Here is a 19225-nt window from a genome sequence, read left to right as displayed (position 1 = left end):
GCGGCTGAAGGCGGCGCAATCCAGATGGACAATCTCCGCTCGCTCGTGGCGCTACTGGCCCGGCGCGCGGCGGAGCGGCCCGACGATCGCGCCTATGTCTTCGTCTCCGATCGCGGCGCGGAGGAAGCATCCCTCACCTTCCGTCAACTCCATGAGGCCGCAACCGCGCTCGCGGCGCGGCTAGCCGCGTCCGCGCAGCCCGGAGACCGCGCGATCCTGGTGTTTCCGCCGGGCATTGAATTCATGGTGGCGTTCCTCGGCTGCCTGATCGCGGGTATCATCGCCGTGCCGATGATGATGCCCCGGCGAAACAGCACCCGCGATTCCAGCGCGGCGATCCTCGCCAATTGCACGCCGGCGCTGGCGCTGACCACTTCGGCTTTCGCTCTGCGCAGCGATCTGCGGGAACGCTTTGCGCAGGAGAACATCCGGTGGATCGAAGTCGATCTCTCCGAAGCGGACGGTGCGACGGTTGATTTACCTGAACCGGAGCCCGACGACACCGCGTTCCTGCAATACACCTCTGGTTCGACCTCCGAGCCGAAGGGCGTGATGGTGAGCCATGCCAATCTGCTCGCCAATCTCGAGATGATCCGGATCGCGCTCGGCAACACCAGGCAATCGACCTATGTCAACTGGGTGCCGCTCTATCACGACATGGGGCTGATCCTGAACGCGCTTCAGGCGCTCTATGTCGGCGCGACGTGCGTGCTGATGGCGCCGAACACGTTCATGCAGCGGCCACTCGGCTGGCTGCGCGCGATCTCGCATTATCGTGCGGAGGTCGCCTGCGGGCCCAATTTCGGCTTCGATCTCTGCGTCAGCCGCTATCGCGCCGATCAGATGGATGGCGTCGACCTGTCCTCGCTCAGGATCGCGCTCAATGGTGCGGAGCCGGTGCGCGCCGACACCATCGCGCGCTTTATTGAAACCTTTGCGCCGCACGGATTCGATCCGCGCGCGATGTATCCGGCCTATGGCATGGCGGAGGCGACGCTCCTGATTTCCGGGGGACAGCGCGGCGGCTGCCATATCACACGCAGCGTCAGCCGCGCCGCGCTTCAGGCGCATGCGGCCGAGGCGCCGGCCGATCCTGACGACGCCCAGATCGTCGTCGGTTGCGGCCGCGCGCTGAGGGGCGAGCAGATCGCCATCGTCGACCCCGAGCACCGTGTGCGGCTGTCGGCCGACCGTGTCGGCGAAATCTGGGTCAGCGGCACCAATGTCGCCCATGCCTATTGGCGCAACGATGCGGCGACGCGCGAGGAGGTCAACGCCAAGATTGCCGGCGAGGACGGCCGGTGGCTACGCACCGGCGACCTCGGCTTCCTCGATGTCACAGGCGAAGTGTTCGTCACCGGCCGGATCAAGGATCTCATCATCATCCGTGGCATCAACCACTATCCGCAGGACATCGAGCACACCGTGCAATCGCAGGACAGCGCCTTGCGCGAGAACTGCGGCGCAGCCTTTTCGGTATCGGACGAACATGGCGAGGAGAGCCTCGTCATCGTCCAGGAGGTCGAGCGCACCGCGCGCCACACGATCGACACCACCGAGATCAAGGGCCAGATCCGCGAGGCCGTAGCCGACAGCCACGAGCTCTTCGCACGCCACATCGCGCTGATCCGTCCCGGCGCGCTGCCAAAGACCACCAGCGGCAAGATCCAGCGCAAGCTCGCGCGCAGGCTCTGGCTCGACGGCGGCTTCGAGGAAATTTCCTAAGCCGCCAGCGGCTCAGAAATCGATCTTCGCGCTCTCGCCATCGCGCAGGCTGGCGATAATCCCTTGCTCGATCCGGCGCGCAAGTTTCGGGCGATAGTGGATGAAGTCAGCGAAGTTGTCGCGGTCGCGAGTCAGCTCGTTGTCGATGCGAAAGCTGATGAAATTGCTGCGCGGGCGCCTCGCGATGAGGGTTTTTAGCGCGGCATCGCAAGCGCCGCGCTCCTGCGCCAAATCCGTGCCGGGCTTCGGCACGGTGGCCGCGAAAGTCGGCGGCACGAGGATGACGATGGCCACATCGGCCGGCAGCTTCCTGACGATCTCTACCAGCGCAGCGATCTCGGGAAACGTTGCCCGCGTCTCTGCGGACGCAGCCGGCGCAGGATCCCTGGGCCAGCCAACCTCCTTGAATTGGCCGGGCGGCCAGATGTCCTCATAACTGACGAAGCCGTCCGGATTCATCCGCGGCCGCCAGCCGAGCCCGATGCTGAGCCGCTGAAAGGCCTGTTCGATCGCCTGCCAGGAGATCAGCCGCACCGCGTAGGTGACGACGCTTCTGTCATAGAGCCAATAGGGGAACGCAGCGCCCTCCTCCTTCGGCCGCGCATGCACGCACCAGCCGGGATCAGCCGCGATCACCAGCGCGCCGACCTGCTTGTGATTGCGCAGGAAGAAGTCGAGCACCGCGAGCTGTTCGCGCGGAGCCGAGCCGGTGGTGTAGAGCTGCACGAAGTGCAGGCCCGTGGCGCGAGACAATTCCGCCGGCTCGATCATCTGCGCCGTCGAATTGCCGAGGATGGCCGCGTTGAAATTCGGGTCTCGGGCGCGGCTTGCGGCCGTGATCTGGGTGAGACGATTGTCGACACCGTTGATGCCGAGCAGACCGAGCTTGCCGCTGTCATAGGGATCGACGATCACCATCAGCGCCAGCACCAGCACGGCAGCGCCGATCAGCGCGCCCAGGCAGGCTTTGAGGCTCCTCCCCCAGCCGGGATCGGTCTCAGAACTTGAAGTAGACGAACTCATGGAGATCCCGACCACCCATATGGAGCAGCAACGCAAAAAGGCAGATCCCGAGCACGCCCGCAAGGAAAGGATTCGGGCGGCGCGTGAAGAACCCAACGATGTCCTGGCTCGCCGGCAACAGGAAGGCGAACAAAGGTGCCACGATCAGCGGCCAGAGGTGCTGCCCGCGCGCGAGCGGCAGCGGCTGGGTAAGCCCGGCAAAGACATGCCAGGCGGCTTCGACCGAGCTGGCGCGAAAGATCACGCCGGTTGCCAGCACGAACAGCACGGTCAGCGCCCAGCCGAGCCATGACGGGAAGTGCGGGCCATAGCGACGCCACAACGAACAAGCGACCTGCGCAAGGCCGTGCAGCACGCCCCACAGCACGAAAGTCCAGCTCGCGCCGTGCCACAGGCCGCACAGCGCCATGGTGATCAGCATGGCGCCGAAGAACTGCACCGGCAGCCAGCGCCGCGGCAGGACGCGCAGATTGACGAGGGGATAGAACACGTAATCGCGCAGGAACAGCATCAGCGTGATGTGCCAGCGCTGCCAGAAATCCTGGATGTTGGTCGAGCGCAGCGGCGCATTGAAATTGTAGGGCAGCTGGACGCCGAACAACAGGCCGAGGCCGATCGCGATGTCGGAATAGCCGGAGAAGTCGAACAGGATCTGGAAGGAGAAGCAGAAGGCGAGCCAGGCGTCGCCGCTTGCGAGCGGTCCATCCGCCGCTTGCGTATAGATCGGATCGAGCAGATGCGCGATGCTGTCGGCGATCACGACCTTCTGGAACAGGCCGAGCGCGATGAAGCAGGTCGCGATGCAGAACTGACGCTGCCAGCCCGGCACATAGACCTGCCTGCCAAACTGATGCATCACCTCCGACCAGCGCGCCAGCGGTCCCGCGATCGCCTGCGGGAAGAACGCGATGTAGAGCGCATAGCGATCGAGCGCGTAGGGCGGCGCCTTGTCGCGCTTCAGATCGACCAGATACATGATGTGGTGGAAGGTGAAGAAGGAGATGCCGAGTGGCAGCCCAATGTCGAGCGTCGGCAGCGTGGCGCCCAGCACACGCCCGAGATTGGCGAGAATGAAGTTGGCGTATTTGAACAGTGCCAAGACGCCAATATCGAACACGATCACGAGCGTCAGCACCGCCTTCCACTCCACCCGCCGATAGGCGACCGAGGCGAGCCAGTTGATGGCAATCGACGCGATCAACAGCAGGATGAAGGACGGACTGCCCCAGGCGTAGAAAGCGAGTGACAGCGCCACCTGCACGCCGATCCGTAACTGCGGAAACGGATCGGCCAGGCGGTAGAGCAGCAGCGCCGCCGGCAGGAACACCAGGAGGAAGGGATAGTCGTTGAACAGCATCGGTTCAGCGCTGCGCCGTCATCGCCGATCGCCGTTCCCTAACCCGTTTCCAGATCAGGCGCCGCATCGCCCGGCTGGCGTAGCATGCGCCGGGCGATCTTCTCCTCGCTCGGCACCTTGACGTCCCAGGCTAGTCCGAGCGCCTCCAGCGCGCGGATGAAGATGAAGCCGGGATCGAACTCGAACCAGCGCAGGCCGAAGGCGGCCGAATACGGGAAGGCATGATGGTTGTTGTGCCAGCCCTCGCCCCAGGCGAGCCAGGCCATCACGCCGAGATTGCGGCTGTTGTCGTCGCGAGTAACGAACGGCTGCGCGCCAAACGTGTGCATGATGGAGTTGATGGCCGACATGGTCTGCTCGACCACGAACATGCGCACCACGCCGCCCCACAGCAGACCGGTCAGCGCGCCCCACAGGCTCATCGTGGCGAGGCCTCCGATCGCCGCCGGCAACAACAGGCCGAGCGCGACCCAGCTGTAGTAATAGCTGTTGACGGCGACCAGGGTGCGGCTGGCCATCAGATCCGGCACGTAAAGGGCGACGTTGGGATAGTCGTGCGCGATCATCCAGGTCAGGTGCGCATGCAGGAAACCGCGCAGGCGGCCGAGCATGCCGCCGCCATGCAGACGCGGCGAATGCAGATCGCCATCGTGGTCAGACAGTTCGTGGTGCCGCCGGTGCATGGCCGCCCAGGACAGCATCGGGCCGCGCCCGGCCATCGATCCCATCGCGATCAGGATCGCGCTCATCGCGGTCGAGGTGGCAAAGGCGCGGTGGGTGAACAGGCGGTGATAGCCCACAGTCAGCCCAAGCCCCGTGATCAGCCAGAGGCCGAAGAACAGGCTGAGCTCCATCACGTCGATCGGACGGTAGAACAGGAGACCCAACGCGATCAGCGTTCCAACGAAGGGCAAAACGTCGAAAACGATGAAATGCCGCCGCTGCATCTTGTGAAAATGCCGGCTGCGAATGATGCGGTGATCGCGTTTCTGTTGCACGGGTCGGGCTTCCAAGACTGGCTATGAGTACATACCCGCCGGACGAGCGCAACCCAAGCTAACCGCGTGGAGTTTCAACAGGTCTAGCCCGGCGGCTGCCGCAACAGCACCGAAAACGGCCAATCCCCTCACTTTTGCGAGAGAATCCGGGCCGTTGGCCGCGTCTGCAGGACCGGTCATCCGGCTGTAAAAAGCCGGCAATACGGTCAGCCCATCCATTGGGCATGCGCCTCCGGCGAGAGGTTTGCGCGGCGCCTGGCATCGAGGCCGGAAGCGCATCGGCTCCCGCCCACGCGATTGAACACAGGATGCGGAGACTGTCATGAAGCGAGGCATTGCCGTTTTCGCCTCAGCCGCAGCGCTGATGGGCTTCTTCTATTTCGTTGTCGGCAGGTGGGCGATCCACCACAGCACCCTGGCGTTCGCAGACATTCTGCGCGGCGACCGCGACGTGACCGCGGAGGTCTCCGTCCGCCGCGACCGTGAGATGGAATCACTGGCGGAAATGATCGACCTTCCGGTCGTGATCCTCAGCCACGGAAACACGGTCAAGCACACCGAGTATTCGTTCCTCACCAACACGTTCGCGGCCCGCGGCTATCTCGTCGTCAGCATCCAGCACGATCTGTCTTCCGACGATCCGATGGCGACGAAGGTCAACGAGGAGTATGTCGGCCGCCGCTTGCAATACAACCGCGGCATCGCCAACATCCTGTTCACGATCGAGCAGCTCAAGAAGGATTATCCGAATGCGGATTACCGCCATTTGACCCTGGTGGGACATTCCAATGGCGGCGACATCTCGATGTATTTCGCGAAGCTGCACCCCGAGCTGGTGAAGAAAGTCGTCACGCTCGACAATCTGCGCGTGCCCTTCGTCACCGACGGCAGGGTCAAGATCCTGTCTTTCCGCTCCAAGGATCCGCAGTTCAAGGCCGATCCGGGCGTCGTTCCCGACGACGAGACCTGCGCCAAGGCCGGCATCCAGGTGGTCAGGACCGAATTCCAGCACAACGATCTCAGCGACCGCGGCTCGGACCAGGTCAAGGGCTTCATCGGCAGCGTGGTCGACGATTTCCTGAACGACCTCGGCGAGGACGACAGCCCCTTCAACATGCCGCGCCCGTCAAAGCCGCATCCCACCATCGACGAGCTTGCGGCCTCCGTGCCCGACCGCTGACGCGCGAGACCTCCGGCGCATATCCGCCCTGACGCTTCGCCGCCGGGTGGACGGCGCCGCCGATGCCGACTATTGGTCGATCCGGCGTTGCGGCTCGAGCCGCGTTCCTCTTGCCCGTCGCGGTCATGATGTCATTCCGTCCTGCGCTACTACTCGGCACGATCTGTCTTCTCGTTGCAGGAGGGGCCATGGCTTTCGATCTCGAGGCGCATCGCGGCGGGCGGGCGCTGATGCCGGAAAACACCCTGCCGGCCTTTGCAAATGCGCTCACGATGGGCGTGGACACGCTCGAGCTCGACGTCGGCGTAACCGCCGACGGCGAGGTCGTCGTGTCGCATGAGCGCGGGCTCAATCCCGATCTTGCCAGGGACGCGAACGGCGTCTATGTCGCCGCACCCGGCACGCCGTTCGTGAAGCTCCGCTTCGCCGACGTCGGGACCTACGACGTCGGCCAAATCCGGCCGGACAGCGCCTACGCGAAGCAATTTCCCGACCAGCGCGCCGTGCCGCGGACCCGCATCCCCACGCTGAAGGAGCTGTTCGCGCTGGTGCGCAAATCCGGCAACGAACGCGTACGTTTCAATATCGAGACCAAGATCGATCCGGATCACCCAGACGAATCGCCTGAGCCGCAGGCTTTCGTCGCAAAGCTGCTCGGGGTGATCGCAGACGAAAAGTTTTCCGACCGCGTCATGATCCAGTCGTTCGACTGGCGGACCCTGCTGCTGGTCCAGCAGCAAGTCCCGACAATTCCGACCGTGTATCTGACGCTCCAGCGCGGCTCGGCACCGACCATCGCCCTCGACAAGGCCACCGGCTGGACGGCGGGCTACAGCCCGGCCGATCACGGCGGCTCGCTGCCGCGCACGATCAAGGCCGCGGGTGGCGCGGTGTGGTCACCCTATTTCGGCGACGTGACCGCGGCGCTTGTCACTGAAGCGCATACGCTGGGATTGCGCGTCGTGGTCTGGACCGTCAACAAGACCGACGACATGGCGCGGATGATCGAGACCGGCGTCGACGGCATCATCTCGGACCGGCCGGATCTGTTGCGGCAGGTCGCCGGCGAGAAGGGCTTGGCGCTGCCGGCGGGGACGCCGGTCGAGCCGTAAGTCTCGGCGTTACTGCTCCCCGTACCGCAAGCGCCGGTACAGCGCGCCCAGGATGTTGGAATAGTCGTCGGTCCAGACCCGCACTTTCTCGTCCGCGTCGGTCTCCTCCCACTGCTTGGAGGAGGCCAGCTTGCCGACGTCATCCGCTTCCCGCGCGGAGATGACGACGTCGGTCGAGAAGATGTAATCGGCGTCCCGGCCCGAATCCTCGTCGTAGACCCAGCTCTTCAGGTCGTTGGCATCGGCAATGCCGACGACGACGGGCTCGAGATCGAGATGCCGGTTGGATACGTGCATCACCACCGCGCCGTGCGGGGTGAGCTTGTCCTTGTAGATCTTCATCGCTTCTTCGGTCGCGAGATGAATCGGGATCGCATCCGACGAATAAGCATCGACGATGATGAGGTCGTAGACGCCGTCGGGCTCCCTGGCGAACGTGAGACGCGCGTCCCCGATCACCGGCTTCAGGTCCGGCAGGCAGCTCGAGATGTAGCGGAAATTTTTCGGGTCGCGCGCGGCATCGACCATGGACTGGTCGATCTCGAAGAATTTCCAGCTTTCGCCGGGCTCGGCGGCGCAGGCGAGCGTGCCCGATCCGACGCCGATCGCGGCGACCTTCAGCGGCGCGCCCTTGCGCTCGCGGATCGCGGTGATGGCCTGACCGATGCCGCCGTCCTTGTGGTAATAGGTGATCGGCTCGGGCCGGCCGGTGACCGGCGTGCCGTCATTGTTTAGGAAGCGTTCGGCGCCGTGAATGGTGGTGCCGTGCATCAGCACGTGGAAATAGCCGCCCGGCGTCACTACGATCTTGTGCACGCCGAAGAAGCTGCGCACCGTGGTGACACGGCCCTCGTCGGCCGGATAGATCCGCGTCAGGACCAGCGCCAGCGCGACGGTGGCAAAGATCTTCCAGCGATCGGCGTTGAGCGCCAGCGCCAGAAGCGCTGCGAGCACGCCGACGGCCCCGGCAACCCAGACGCGGTGATCCTCGAACCAGGTCGAGAGATCGCCCGTCATGTAAGACGGCACAACGAGCGCCGCTGCAAGCGCTGCAAGCGCCAGCCAATACCATCTCACGATGCCGGCAAGACGCTCGTTCGCCGACGGCCGGCACAGCGCGGCGAGCGCGACCAGGATCGGATATTCGGCGATCCATGAGAAAGTAAAGGGCGCGACGAGGCCGGCAAAGAGGCCGCCGACCATGCCGCCAAACGACAGCGCGACATAGAAGCCGGTGAGATATTTGGCTGCAGGCCGGGTCCGCGCCAGTTCGCCGTGGCAAGCCATGGCGATGACGAAGAAGCACAGTTGATGGCCGCCGAGCGTGAGCAGCAGATTCTGTTCGCCGCCGAAGGCGAGCAGGAAGATGACGCCGGCGATCGCGACCGGCTGCAGCATCAGCATCCATTTGTGCGGCAGCAGCGGCCGCGACTGGAACACCACAACCCAGGTCAGCAGGTACAGCGACAGCGGCAGCACCCACAGCAGCGGCGCCGCAGCGACGTCGGTCGAGATATGCGCGGTGACCGCGATGAGCAGGCCTGACGGCACCGCGGCGAGGAAGATCCAGCGCAACCGCGTCACGAGGCCAGGTGCCGGGGCATTCGCCTCCTCGGTTTGCGCATCGACGACCGCAAGCTTCGGCGAGCGCAACAGCAGCACACCGCAGGCCGCGATCAGCAGGATCAGAAGGCCGTAGCCGCCGGTCCAGAGCCGGTTCTGCGTATGCAGCGTGAATATCGGCTCCAGCAGGAACGGATACGACAACAGCGCGAGGAAGCTCCCGATGTTGGAGGACGCATAGAGGAAATAGGGATCGCGGCCATCGGGATGCCCGGTGCGGACGAACCAGGCCTGCAGCAGCGGATTGTTGGCGGCGAGCGCGAAGAACGGCAGGCCGATCGACATCACGAACAGGCCGAGCAGCCAGAATGCGTAGCCGGACGCCGGCGGCTCGCCATAGGCGCCGGCGATGCCGAGCGGCAGCGTGATGAAGGCCAGGATCAGCAGCACCAGATGCACCACGACCGGAACCACGCGATTCCTGATCTGCATGAGGAGATGCGCATAGGCGTAGCCCGCCAGCAGCAGCGACTGGAAGAATACCATGGCTACCGACCACACCGCCGGCGAGCCGCCGAGCCGCGGCAGCACCATTTTCGTGAACAGCGGCTGCACCGAGAACAGCAGCAGCGCACTGACGAAGATCGCGGCGGTGTAGACCGTGAGCAGCAGCCGGTTGCGTGACGAGGACGGTTGCTCCGTGGCGGCGGGTTGCACGATCGAATCCATGGAAGCTCCGGCTTATCCCCGGCGGGCGCCGGGCGCGCGCAATGGAGCACACCGCGTCTGAACGGGCAATAAATGGTCTCGTGATGTCGCCGCGAGAAATGCCTGATATAGAACGTTATTTCCGGGATGGTTCGAAGGACCCGCCCCGGGTTGGACCTGGGAACAGCTTGAACTTTTCATGACCGAAACCGACGTCGTCATCATCGGCGCTGGCCATAACGGCCTCACCTGCGCGGCCTATCTCGCGATGGCGGGCTTGCGCGTGCATGTGGTCGAGCGCCGCAAGGTGGTCGGCGGGGCCGCGGTTACGGAGGAGTTTCATCCGGGCTTCCGCAACTCGGTCGCGGCCTACACCGTGAGCCTGCTCAATCCGCAGGTCATCCGCGATCTCGGCCTTGCCGAGCAGGGCCTGCGTGTGGTCGAGCGGCGCGCGCAGAATTTTCTGCCGGCGCCCGACGGCAACTATCTTCTCACCGGCGAGGGCCGGACCAAGGCATCCGTCGCGCGGCTCAGCGCGCGCGATGCGGAAGCGCTCGACGGATTTTCGCGCGAGCTCGAAGACATCGCCGACGTGCTGCGGCAGTTCGTGCTGCGCGCGCCGCCGAACCTGCTCGCCAGTTTTGGTCTTGGCGCTATCCGCGAAGCCGCGAACGCGCTGACGACGGCCAACATCCTGCGCGGCCTGACGCTGGAGCAGAGCCGCAGCCTGCTCGATCTTTTCACCCGTTCGGCCGGCGAAATGCTGGACGAGCGCTTCGAGCACGATCTGGTCAAGGCGCTGTTCGGCTTCGATGCCATCGTCGGCAATTATGCCAGCCCCTACGCCGCCGGCTCAGCCTACGTGATGCTGCATCACGCCTTTGGCGAGGTGAACGGCAAGAAGGGCGTCTGGGGCCACGCCATCGGAGGCATGGGCGCGATCACGCAGGCGATGGCGCGCGCCGCGCGGGCTCGCGGCGTTACGATCGACACCGATGCCGGCGTGCGCGAGGTCATCGTCGAGCGCGACCGCGCCGTCGGCGTGGTGCTGGAGAACGGCACGGCCATCCGTGCGAAATATGTCGCGGCCAACGTCAATCCAAAGCTGCTCTACACGCGGCTGGTCGCCGCCGACGCCCTGCCCCAGGATTTCCTCGCCCGCATCCGCCACTGGAAGAATGGCTCCGGCACCTTCCGCATGAACGTGGCGCTGGATCGCCTGCCCTCCTTCACCGCGTTGCCGGGCGACGGCGATCACCTCTCCGCCGGCATCATCCTGGCGCCGAGCCTCGGCTATATGGACCGCGCATATCTCGATGCGCGGACGCAGGGCTGGAGCCGTCAGCCCGTCGTCGAGATGCTGATCCCCTCGACGCTCGACGACACGCTCGCGCCCGTGGGACAACACGTCGCCAGCCTGTTCTGCCAGCACGTCGCGCCGGAGCTTCCCGACGGCAAGTCCTGGGACGACCATCGCGACGAGGTCGCCGATCTCATGATCGCGACTGTGGACAGCTACGCGCCGGGCTTTGCCTCAAGCGTGCTCGGGCGCCAGATCCTCTCCCCGCTCGATCTCGAGCGGCAGTTCGGCCTGCTCGGCGGCGACATCTTCCACGGCGCACTGACCTTGAACCAGTTGTTCTCGGCGCGGCCAATGCTGGGCCATGCCGATTATCGCGGGCCCCTGAAGGGCCTCTACCATTGCGGCTCCGGCGCCCATCCCGGCGGCGGCGTCACCGGCGCGCCCGGCCACAACGCCGCGCAGGCGATTTTGAGAGATCACCGCGGGCTGTTCGCAAGCCGTGGATAGGGCTGTGGACGAGCTGTGGAGAGGCCTGTTGGCAAAGCTGTGGTGAAGCCGTGGAGGCTTGGCGCGACCGCTGGGCACAAAGCTTGGATCAGACTGTGGAGAAGAGACTGGATAGACCGGATATAAGCCAGTGGATGGCCGCTGAACCATCAGCGAACTGCTTGTGGACGTAGGCGGCGACAACGGCCTCGCTTCCCCCCAAAACGACTTCGCCCGCCAGGGGCAATTCCCCAGCGGGCGCTCGTCGAAAAGCCATCTATGAAGAAGGTGCCCCCGCTGGGAAATGGGAGGCAGAAATTACTTCAAGGAGCTGCTAATCGAAGCGAACTTGTCGTTCATCGTGGTGCCCAGGCTGTTCACCACGGTGATGATCGCCAGCGCGATACCGGCCGCGATCAGGCCGTATTCGATCGCGGTTGCGCCAGACTCATCGGACCAGAACTTTGAAACCATGCGCTTCAAGACTCGCCTCCATCTCCATTTAAGGGTGTGTTGATTGATGCCAACATCCGGAAATCTACGGAGCACAACCTACGGGCAAGTTAATCCGGGAACTGCAAGTTATGCGGAAAATTGGGAACAAAACTTCCAAAAATTGAACCTGACGGAACCCTAGAATGCAGCCATTGCCCACCCATCGCGCCAGCTTTTCGATCGGCAACGAAGCGGCTGCCAGGCGTGTCGTCGACGTGCTTACGGAGGTTTTTTTCGAGGGCGATGCGGCCGTCGCCGCCTTCGAGCGGCCGGACGGAGAATGGGACGTCACGCTGCATTTTGCCGAGGCGCCGGATCAGGGATTGCTGCGCGAACTCGTTGCAACTTCAGCAGGAAATGACATCGCCGCCACGCTTGCCTTCGACACGGTCGAAGCCAAGGACTGGGTCAAGGCCAGCCTGGAGGATCTCGTCCCGGTCCCTGCCGGACGATTCGTCGTCCATGGCAGCCACGACCGCGACCGCGTGCCGCAAAACAAGCTCGCCATCGAGATCGAGGCGGCGCTCGCGTTCGGAACCGGACACCACGGCACCACGCGTGGCTGTTTACTACTGCTTGACCATGTCCTGAAACATGCGCGGCCGAAGCGTGTGCTCGACCTCGGTACCGGAACCGGCGTGCTGGGGATCGCGGCAGCCAAGGCGCTGCATAGCGCGGTGCTGGCCTCCGACATCGACCCGCCCTCGGTGCGGGTCGCGGCCGAGAATGCGGCCCTGAACGAAGCCGGTCATTATGTGCGGGTGATCCGGGCCATCGGCTTCGCTGCACCCGACTTTGCCAAAAGCGGCCCGTTCGACCTTGTGCTGGCCAACATCCTTGCCAATCCGTTACGGCACTTGGCAGGTCCGATGGTTCGGCATCTTGCGCCGGGTGCCCGTGTCATCCTTTCCGGCCTGTTAACCCACCAGGCCCCCGCCGTGATCGCCGCCTACCGCGCGCGCGGCCTTGTGCCGTCGCGGCATCTGCGAATCGAGGGGTGGAGCAGCCTGTTGCTGCGGAAGATGGGGTGAACTGCGTCCGCAGCGGCGGTGCGCTCCCTCGCCCCGTTCTTACGAGGAGAGGGGGGTGAGGGGCTGCTTCCGCAAAAACGGTGAGAGTTGACTTCGCGGAGAGTCCCCTCACCCGGATTGCTTCGCAATCCGACCTCTCCCCGCAAGCGGGGCGAGGTGAACGAAAACGCCCTACTCCGCCGGCTTGTCGTCCCGAGGCGTCGCGCGCTCGTTCTGCAAGGACCGTCTCGCGCGGCGCTCGGCGACGCGATCCATCATCTGGCCGATGAGGCCGCGCGGCTTCTTCGGTGCCGTTGCTGTGGGTGCGCGGCGCACCGGCGGCGAAATCTTCTCAAACGTGAACGCTGGCATCGTGTGTCCCCTCGCCGTTGAGATGAACCACTTGCTCGAATTTCCCTGTTATCCGGACGAAGCGCAACAGCTGCATCCTTTACTCCACTCAATTCGAATGGAACATTTTCAAGCACAGTTCATGCCAGATGCGACCCCAAATGCGTCTACATTGCGGACTGATCTCCATGATCCTAAACTGAGCCATGTTCGAAGCGCACTTCCAGACATTCGAGGAGCCCGAGGCCGGCGTCGCATTGACGGCGCGGCTCGCCGCACTCCGTGAAGAACTCGCCCGCCGCAAGCTGACCGGCTTCGTCATTCCGCGCGCCGATCAGCAGCAGAATGAGTATGTGGCGCCCTCCGAAGAGCGGCTCGCCTGGTTGACCGGCTTTACCGGCTCGGCGGGGCTCGCGGTCGTGTTGACCCAGGAGGCCGCGGTCTTCGTCGACGGCCGCTACACGATCCAGGCGGCCAAGCAGGTCGACGCCAAGGCGTGGGCGGTGGAATCGCTGATCGATCCGCCGCCGGAGAGCTGGGTCTCGGCGCATCTCAAATCCGGCGATCGCCTAGGATTTGATCCATGGCTGCACACTTTTGCGGCAGCCGAGCGCCTCTCCGCCGCCTGCGTCAAGGCCGGCGCCGAACTGATTGCGGTCGACAGCAATCCGGTCGACGCGGTCTGGCAGGACCGGCCGCAGCCGCCAGTCGCGCCCGTCGCGATCCATGGCCTGCAAAACGCCGGCGTCACCGAGGCCGACAAGCTGGTGCAGATCAAAGGCGAGATCGACAAGCTCGGCGTCGATGCGCTGGTGCTGTCCGACAGCCATGCCGTGGCCTGGACCTTCAACATCCGCGGTGCCGACGTCGCTCATACGCCGCTGCCGCTGTCCTACGCACTGGTGCCCAAGGTCGGCCGGCCGACCGTGTTCATCGACCACCGCAAGCTCTCCAACCTGACGCGTGACCATCTCGAACAGTCGGCCGACGTGCGCGAGCCCGATGCGCTGACGCCGACGCTGATGGCACTCGCCAAGAGCGGCGCTGCGATCGCACTCGACAACGCCACCGCGGCCGACGCGCTGAGCCGGTTGATCACCGGCGCCGGCGGCAAGCCGGTGCGCGGCAGCGATCCGATCGCGCTGCTGAAAGCGGTGAAGAACGCGACCGAGATCAAGGGGACGCAGACGGCCCACCGGCGCGATGCAATCGCGCTGGCGCGTTTCCTCGCCTTCATCGATCGCGAGGCAGCAAGCGGCAAGCTCACCGAGATCGACGCGGTCGAGGCGCTGGAGACCTTCCGCCGCGACACCGGTGCGCTCAAGGACGTGTCGTTCCCGACCATCTCCGGCACCGGCCCGAACGGTGCCATCGTGCACTACCGCGTCACCCGCAAGAGCAACCGGCGGATCGCGCCCGGCGACCTGCTGCTGGTCGATTCCGGCGCGCAGTATGAAGACGGCACCACCGACGTCACCCGCACCATGGCGGTGGGCGAGCCGACCGAGGAGATGCGCGACCGCTTCAGCCGCGTGCTGCGCGGCCATATCGCGATCGCGCGCGCGATCTTCCCCGACGGCACCACCGGCGCGCAGCTCGACACGCTGGCGCGGCAATATCTCTGGGCCGCCGGCGTCGATTTCGAGCACGGTACCGGCCACGGCGTCGGCAGCTATCTCTCGGTCCATGAAGGACCGGCGCGGATCTCGAAGCTCGGCACCACGCCGCTGAAGCGCGGCATGATCCTCTCCAACGAGCCGGGCTATTACAAGACCGACGGGTTCGGCATCCGCATCGAGAACCTCGAGCTCGTGGTCGCCGCCGACATCAAGGGCGCCGAGAAATCGATGAACGCGTTCGAGACGCTGACTCTGGCGCCGATCGACCGCCGGCTGATCGACGCCACGATGCTGAGCCGCGACGAGCTCGGCTGGCTCAATGCCTACCACACGCGCGTCCGTGCCGAGGTGGGGCCGGCACTGGATGAGACGACGAAGGCGTGGCTTGATCAGGCCACGGCGGAGCTGACCTAGCGCAGCGCATGGCGCTACGCGGTTTGCGCAAGGCTTGGCCGCTTTTGTCCGCAACCACGACGGGCTCTGCACGCTCCTGACGCAGTTTGCCCGTAAAACAACGGCTTCCCGCGCGCTGTTATTATAACAGTCCCGGAATCCGTATAGCCGCATTCCGAAACGCCGATATCCGTCTTGTGCGAGCACGCTACAGTCGGATTCGAATTCGAAAGACGGACGCGCATGCACGGCATGATCAGCAGGCCGCCGGAGACGGCGACGAAGAACATCGCGACTTCGCGCGTGGTGTTGCTGCTGCTGGTCGTCATGACCGGGATCGCACCGATCTCGCTCTACATCCTGGTTCCGGCGCTGCCCGTGCTGGCGACGACGTTCGGGCGCGACATCTCGATCGCGCAGATGACGGTGTCGCTCTACATGGTCGGCATCGCGCTGTCGCAACTGATCATGGGGCCGCTGTCGGACAAGTTCGGCCGGCGCCCGGTGCTGCTCTCCGGTCTCGCGCTGATGGTGGCGGCAAGCGTCGCCTGCATCTTCGCCGAAACCCTACCGCAGCTGATCGCAGCGCGCTTCTTCCAGGCGCTCGGCGGCGCCTCCGGCATGGTGGTGAGCCGCGCCATCATCCGCGACATCTACGCGCGCGACCGCGTCGCCTCCATGATCAGCCTCGTGGTCGCCGCCCTGATGATCGGTCAGATGGTCTCGCCGCTCACCGGTGGGCTGATCGAGACCGCGTTCGGCTGGCGGGCGATCTTCTACGCTGTCACGATCGGCGCGCTCGCAGTCGCCGTCGGCATCGCGATCGCGTTGCCGGAGACGCGCCGCGACCGCGCGGTCGGCAGCGGCGGCTTTCGCAGCGACGTCGGCACCCTGATCAAGAGCCGCGCCTTCATCGGCTATGTGATGTGCCAGGTGCTGGCGTCCCAGATCATCTTCACCTTCGCCGGCGGCGGTCCCTACATCGTCGTGACGCAGATGGGTCGGACCAGCGCCGAATACGGCGCGTGGTTCGCCACAACAGGATTCGCCTATCTGGTCGGTAATCTGCTCTGCGTGCGCTTCGCGCCGCGGCACTCGCTGGAGAAATTGATCTGGTTCGGACTCGGCCTGCAACTCTGCGGCAGCCTGTTGAACCTGCTCTGGAGCTTTACCGGCTGGAACGAGGCGCCGGCATGGCTGTTCGGCACGCAGATGATCGTGATGGTCGGCAATGCCTTCGTGATGGCGAATTCCGCGGCCGGTGCCATCAGCATCCGCCCTGAAGCCGCCGGCACCGCGTCAGGCGCGATGGGCTTCCTCCAGCAAGGCATCGGCGCGCTGATGTCGCAATTCGGCGCCTATCTCGGCGGCCACTCCGCAACGACGCTGCCGCTGACCTCGGCGGTGCTTGCGATCTCGCTGCTCTGCGCCTGCATGATGATCTTCGTCGTGCCGCGGCGGAAATTGATGGTGAGCGAGACGCTGATCGAGCAGGCCGAGGAGGAAGAGAGCGGGATGATGTAGCCATTGCTGTGCGCAGCAGCCGTCACAACACGTTCGGTGTCATCCCCCGCGAAGGCGGGGGATCCAGTATTCCAGAGACAGTGCGAGGATACGGAGGGGCCGCGGCGTACTGGATCGCCCGCCTACGCGGGCGATGACGGCGGAGTGAACGGATAGGGCGATGCTCTCTCACTCCCCGATCAGCTTCAGCCACTCGTCTTCGGTCAGCACCTGGACTCCGTGCTTGTTGGCCTCCGCGAGCTTCGAGCCCGCCCCGGGGCCGGCGACGACGAGATCGGTCTTCTTCGACACCGAGCCCGAGACCTTGGCACCTAATCGCTCCGCGGTCGCCTTGGCTTCGTCGCGCGTCATCTTCTCCAGCGAGCCGGTGAACACCACCGTCTTGCCGGCGACGGCGGAGTTGCTCTTCGGCTTCTCGGCGTCGACGATCTCGACCTCCTTGGTCAGGCGCTCGACGATGCCGCGATTGTGGCTCTCGCCGAAATAATCGGCGATGCTCTTGATCACGGTCTCGCCGATCTGGTCCAGCGCGTCCATTTCCGCGATCGCTTCCTCGTCATCCTTGGCGACCTTGAGGCAGGCATCGTGGAATGCATCCCAGGAGCCGTAGCCGCGCGCGAGCGCCAAGGCCGTGGTCTCACCGACATGGCGCATGCCGAGCGCATAGACGAAGCGCTCCAGCGCGATTTTGCGCCGGCTCTCGATGGCGCCGAAGAGATTGCGCACCGAGGTCGCGCCGTAGCCCTCGATCTCCTCGAGCTTGAGCTTTGCGTTGCGCTTCTCCAGCGTGAAGATGTCGGAGGGCTCTTTCACCCATCCTTCGTCGAAGAAATATTGGAGCTGCTTCTCGCCGAGACCATCGATGTCGAAGGCGCGCCGCGACACGAACAGCTTGAGGTGCTCGATCTTCTGATAAGGGCAGGCAAACTCGCCGGTGCACCGGGCGCGCGCCTCCTCTTCGCCAGCGGCCGTCTCCCCGCGCACGACGTCGGTGTGCAGCGGGCACGGGCACTTCTTCGGGAAAGAGAATTCCTTGGCGCTCTTCGGCCGCTTGTCGAGGACGACGTCGACGATCTGCGGGATGACGTCGCCGGCGCGCTGGATCACGACGGTGTCGCCGATCCTGATATCGCGGCCCTCGCGCAGCACCTCGCCCTTGTTGCCGATGCCCTTGATGTAGTCCTCGTTGTGCAGCGTGACGTTCTGCACGATCACGCCGCCGACGCCGATCGGCTCGAGCTTGCCAACCGGCGTGAACGAACCGGTGCGGCCGACCTGGATTTCGATGTCGCGAAGCACCGTCATGGCGCGCTCGGCCGGGAATTTGTGCGCAATAGCCCAACGCGGCGTGCGTGAGACGAAGCCGAGCCGCTCCTGCCAGTCGAGGCGATCGACCTTGTAGACGACGCCGTCGATGTCGTAGTCGAGCTTTGCGCGCTGCTCCTCGATGGAATGATGGAAGGCAAGCAGCTCCTCGACGGAGTGACAGAGCTTGGTCAGCGGATTGGTCTTGAAGCCGCAGCGCTCGAACCAATGGATCATGCCGCTCTGCGTATCTTCCGGCATCGCACTCATCTCGCCCCAGGCATAGGCGAAGAAGCCGAGCGGGCGCGATGCGGTGATGGTCGGATCCTTCTGCCGCAAGGAGCCCGCCGCCGAATTGCGCGGATTGGCGAAGATGGTGTCACCGGCCGCCTTCTGCCGCTCGTTGAGCGCGAGGAAGGCCTTCTTGGTCATGTAGACCTCGCCGCGCACCTCGCAGACATCAGGGACGTTGCGGCCCTTCAGCTTCTGCGGCACGTCTTCGAGCGTACGGATGTTGGCGGTGACGTCCTCGCCGACCGCACCGTCGCCGCGTGTCGCCGCGGTGACGAGTTCGCCGCCCTCATAGCGCAGCGACATCGACAGGCCGTCGATCTTCGGCTCGGCGGAGAAATTGACCTTGTCATCGTCAAGCTTCAGGAAGCGCACGATCCGGCCGACGAAGTCGCGGACGTCTTCTTCGGCAAAGGCGTTGTCCAGCGACAGCATCGGAACGGAATGCTGGACCTTCCTGAAGCGCCCGGACGGCGCCGCGCCGACCTTCTGTGAGGGCGAATCCCCGCTGACCAATTCCGGAAAGCGCTTTTCGATCGCATCGAGGCGCTGACGCAGGGCGTCATACTCGGCGTCCGTGACGGTGGGGGCGTCGTCCTGATAGTAGCGCTCGTTGTGTCCCTCGATCTCGAGCGACAGCCGCATGTGCTCGACCTTGGCCTGCGCCTTGGTGAGGTCGGCGACGTCACGAAGCGGTTTTGATTTTGCTGCTCTTGCCATGGTGCTTGGATACGATGGAGCGGGCGGGAGGGTAAAGGCGGTAAAAGTCTCCTGCCCCGGAG

General features: G+C 64.7%; 14 protein-coding genes. 7 read left to right on the top strand and 7 right to left on the bottom strand.

What is annotated here, in order from left to right; all coding sequences use genetic code 11:
* Positions 1-24 precede the first annotated feature (24 nt).
* The gene (locus YUA_RS0103965) at positions 25-1725 is read left to right on the top strand and encodes a fatty acyl-AMP ligase (protein ID WP_027529501.1); all 1701 of its coding nucleotides are present in this window, start codon (positions 25-27) and stop codon (positions 1723-1725) included.
* 12 nt (positions 1726-1737) lie between these two features.
* On the opposite strand, the gene YUA_RS0103960 is transcribed toward YUA_RS0103965, so the two are convergent.
* The 3 genes from YUA_RS0103960 to YUA_RS0103950 are packed head-to-tail and all read right to left on the bottom strand — an operon-like array spanning position 1738 to position 5103.
* Positions 1738-2748, bottom strand: a complete 1011-nt coding sequence (locus YUA_RS0103960) for a hypothetical protein (RefSeq protein ID WP_027529500.1) — start codon at positions 2746-2748, stop codon at positions 1738-1740.
* Positions 2723-4105 (bottom strand): MBOAT family protein, encoded by a 1383-nt coding sequence (locus YUA_RS0103955; protein WP_027529499.1) that lies wholly within the window; start codon positions 4103-4105, stop codon positions 2723-2725. Before YUA_RS0103955 ends, YUA_RS0103960 begins: the two co-directional genes overlap by 26 nt.
* A gap of 38 nt (positions 4106-4143) precedes the next feature.
* Positions 4144-5103: a fatty acid desaturase gene (locus YUA_RS0103950; RefSeq protein ID WP_245285096.1), complete on the bottom strand. Its 960-nt coding sequence runs from the start codon at positions 5101-5103 to the stop codon at positions 4144-4146.
* A gap of 322 nt (positions 5104-5425) precedes the next feature.
* Here YUA_RS0103950 and YUA_RS0103945 point away from each other — a divergent pair, with 322 nt between their 5' ends.
* Positions 5426-6283 carry an alpha/beta fold hydrolase gene (locus tag YUA_RS0103945; RefSeq protein WP_027529497.1) on the top strand — a complete coding sequence of 286 codons (858 nt, stop codon included), beginning with the start codon at positions 5426-5428 and terminating at the stop codon, positions 6281-6283.
* A gap of 188 nt (positions 6284-6471) precedes the next feature.
* The gene (locus tag YUA_RS0103940; RefSeq protein ID WP_198029369.1) at positions 6472-7395 is read left to right on the top strand and encodes a glycerophosphodiester phosphodiesterase; all 924 of its coding nucleotides are present in this window, start codon (positions 6472-6474) and stop codon (positions 7393-7395) included.
* A gap of 9 nt (positions 7396-7404) precedes the next feature.
* Here YUA_RS0103940 and YUA_RS0103935 read toward each other — a convergent pair whose 3' ends face one another.
* Positions 7405-9687, bottom strand: a complete 2283-nt coding sequence (locus YUA_RS0103935; protein WP_027529495.1) for a fused MFS/spermidine synthase — start codon at positions 9685-9687, stop codon at positions 7405-7407.
* A 178-nt stretch (positions 9688-9865) separates the two neighbouring features.
* On the opposite strand from YUA_RS0103935, the gene YUA_RS0103930 reads away from it, so the two are divergent.
* Positions 9866-11476: an NAD(P)/FAD-dependent oxidoreductase gene (locus YUA_RS0103930; protein WP_027529494.1), complete on the top strand. Its 1611-nt coding sequence runs from the start codon at positions 9866-9868 to the stop codon at positions 11474-11476.
* A 297-nt stretch (positions 11477-11773) separates the two neighbouring features.
* Here YUA_RS0103930 and YUA_RS0103920 read toward each other — a convergent pair whose 3' ends face one another.
* Positions 11774-11929: a Flp family type IVb pilin gene (locus tag YUA_RS0103920; protein WP_084292062.1), complete on the bottom strand. Its 156-nt coding sequence runs from the start codon at positions 11927-11929 to the stop codon at positions 11774-11776.
* A 164-nt stretch (positions 11930-12093) separates the two neighbouring features.
* On the opposite strand from YUA_RS0103920, the gene YUA_RS0103915 reads away from it, so the two are divergent.
* On the top strand, positions 12094-12981 hold the full coding sequence (locus tag YUA_RS0103915) for a 50S ribosomal protein L11 methyltransferase (RefSeq protein WP_027529492.1): 888 nt from the start codon (positions 12094-12096) through the stop codon (positions 12979-12981).
* 171 nt (positions 12982-13152) lie between these two features.
* Here YUA_RS0103915 and YUA_RS0103910 read toward each other — a convergent pair whose 3' ends face one another.
* Positions 13153-13332, bottom strand: coding sequence for a hypothetical protein (locus YUA_RS0103910; RefSeq protein ID WP_027529491.1), 180 nt, complete (start codon positions 13330-13332; stop codon positions 13153-13155).
* Positions 13333-13517: 185 nt separating this feature from the next.
* Here YUA_RS0103910 and YUA_RS0103905 point away from each other — a divergent pair, with 185 nt between their 5' ends.
* Positions 13518-15344, top strand: a complete 1827-nt coding sequence (locus tag YUA_RS0103905) for an aminopeptidase P family protein (protein WP_027529490.1) — start codon at positions 13518-13520, stop codon at positions 15342-15344.
* 222 nt (positions 15345-15566) lie between these two features.
* Positions 15567-16847: a multidrug effflux MFS transporter gene (locus YUA_RS0103900; RefSeq protein WP_027529489.1), complete on the top strand. Its 1281-nt coding sequence runs from the start codon at positions 15567-15569 to the stop codon at positions 16845-16847.
* Between the two features lie 168 nt (positions 16848-17015).
* On the opposite strand, the gene ligA is transcribed toward YUA_RS0103900, so the two are convergent.
* Positions 17016-19163 (bottom strand): NAD-dependent DNA ligase LigA, encoded by a 2148-nt coding sequence (gene ligA, locus YUA_RS0103895; RefSeq protein ID WP_027529488.1) that lies wholly within the window; start codon positions 19161-19163, stop codon positions 17016-17018.
* Positions 19164-19225 lie beyond the last annotated feature (62 nt).

This window comes from Bradyrhizobium sp. WSM3983, from assembly GCF_000473045.1.
Taxonomy (GTDB): domain Bacteria; phylum Pseudomonadota; class Alphaproteobacteria; order Rhizobiales; family Xanthobacteraceae; genus Bradyrhizobium.
This window is presented reverse-complemented; position numbering and strand designations above follow the sequence as displayed.

Excerpts from the sequence above, each read along its gene's own strand:
- ligA (WP_027529488.1), bottom strand. The coding sequence starts at position 19,163 with ATGGCAAGAGCAGCAAAATCAAAACCGCTTCGTGACGTCGCCGACCTC.
- YUA_RS0103915 (WP_027529492.1), top strand. The coding sequence starts at position 12,094 with ATGCAGCCATTGCCCACCCATCGCGCCAGCTTTTCGATCGGCAACGAA.
- YUA_RS0103930 (WP_027529494.1), top strand. The coding sequence starts at position 9,866 with ATGACCGAAACCGACGTCGTCATCATCGGCGCTGGCCATAACGGCCTC.
- YUA_RS0103940 (WP_198029369.1), top strand. The coding sequence starts at position 6,472 with ATGGCTTTCGATCTCGAGGCGCATCGCGGCGGGCGGGCGCTGATGCCG.
- YUA_RS0103945 (WP_027529497.1), top strand. The coding sequence starts at position 5,426 with ATGAAGCGAGGCATTGCCGTTTTCGCCTCAGCCGCAGCGCTGATGGGC.
- YUA_RS0103960 (WP_027529500.1), bottom strand. The coding sequence starts at position 2,748 with ATGAGTTCGTCTACTTCAAGTTCTGAGACCGATCCCGGCTGGGGGAGG.
- YUA_RS0103900 (WP_027529489.1), top strand. The coding sequence starts at position 15,567 with ATGCACGGCATGATCAGCAGGCCGCCGGAGACGGCGACGAAGAACATC.
- YUA_RS0103955 (WP_027529499.1), bottom strand. The coding sequence starts at position 4,105 with ATGCTGTTCAACGACTATCCCTTCCTCCTGGTGTTCCTGCCGGCGGCG.
- YUA_RS0103935 (WP_027529495.1), bottom strand. The coding sequence starts at position 9,687 with ATGGATTCGATCGTGCAACCCGCCGCCACGGAGCAACCGTCCTCGTCA.
- YUA_RS0103905 (WP_027529490.1), top strand. The coding sequence starts at position 13,518 with ATGTTCGAAGCGCACTTCCAGACATTCGAGGAGCCCGAGGCCGGCGTC.
- YUA_RS0103910 (WP_027529491.1), bottom strand. The coding sequence starts at position 13,332 with ATGCCAGCGTTCACGTTTGAGAAGATTTCGCCGCCGGTGCGCCGCGCA.
- YUA_RS0103920 (WP_084292062.1), bottom strand. The coding sequence starts at position 11,929 with ATGGTTTCAAAGTTCTGGTCCGATGAGTCTGGCGCAACCGCGATCGAA.
- YUA_RS0103965 (WP_027529501.1), top strand. The coding sequence starts at position 25 with ATGGACAATCTCCGCTCGCTCGTGGCGCTACTGGCCCGGCGCGCGGCG.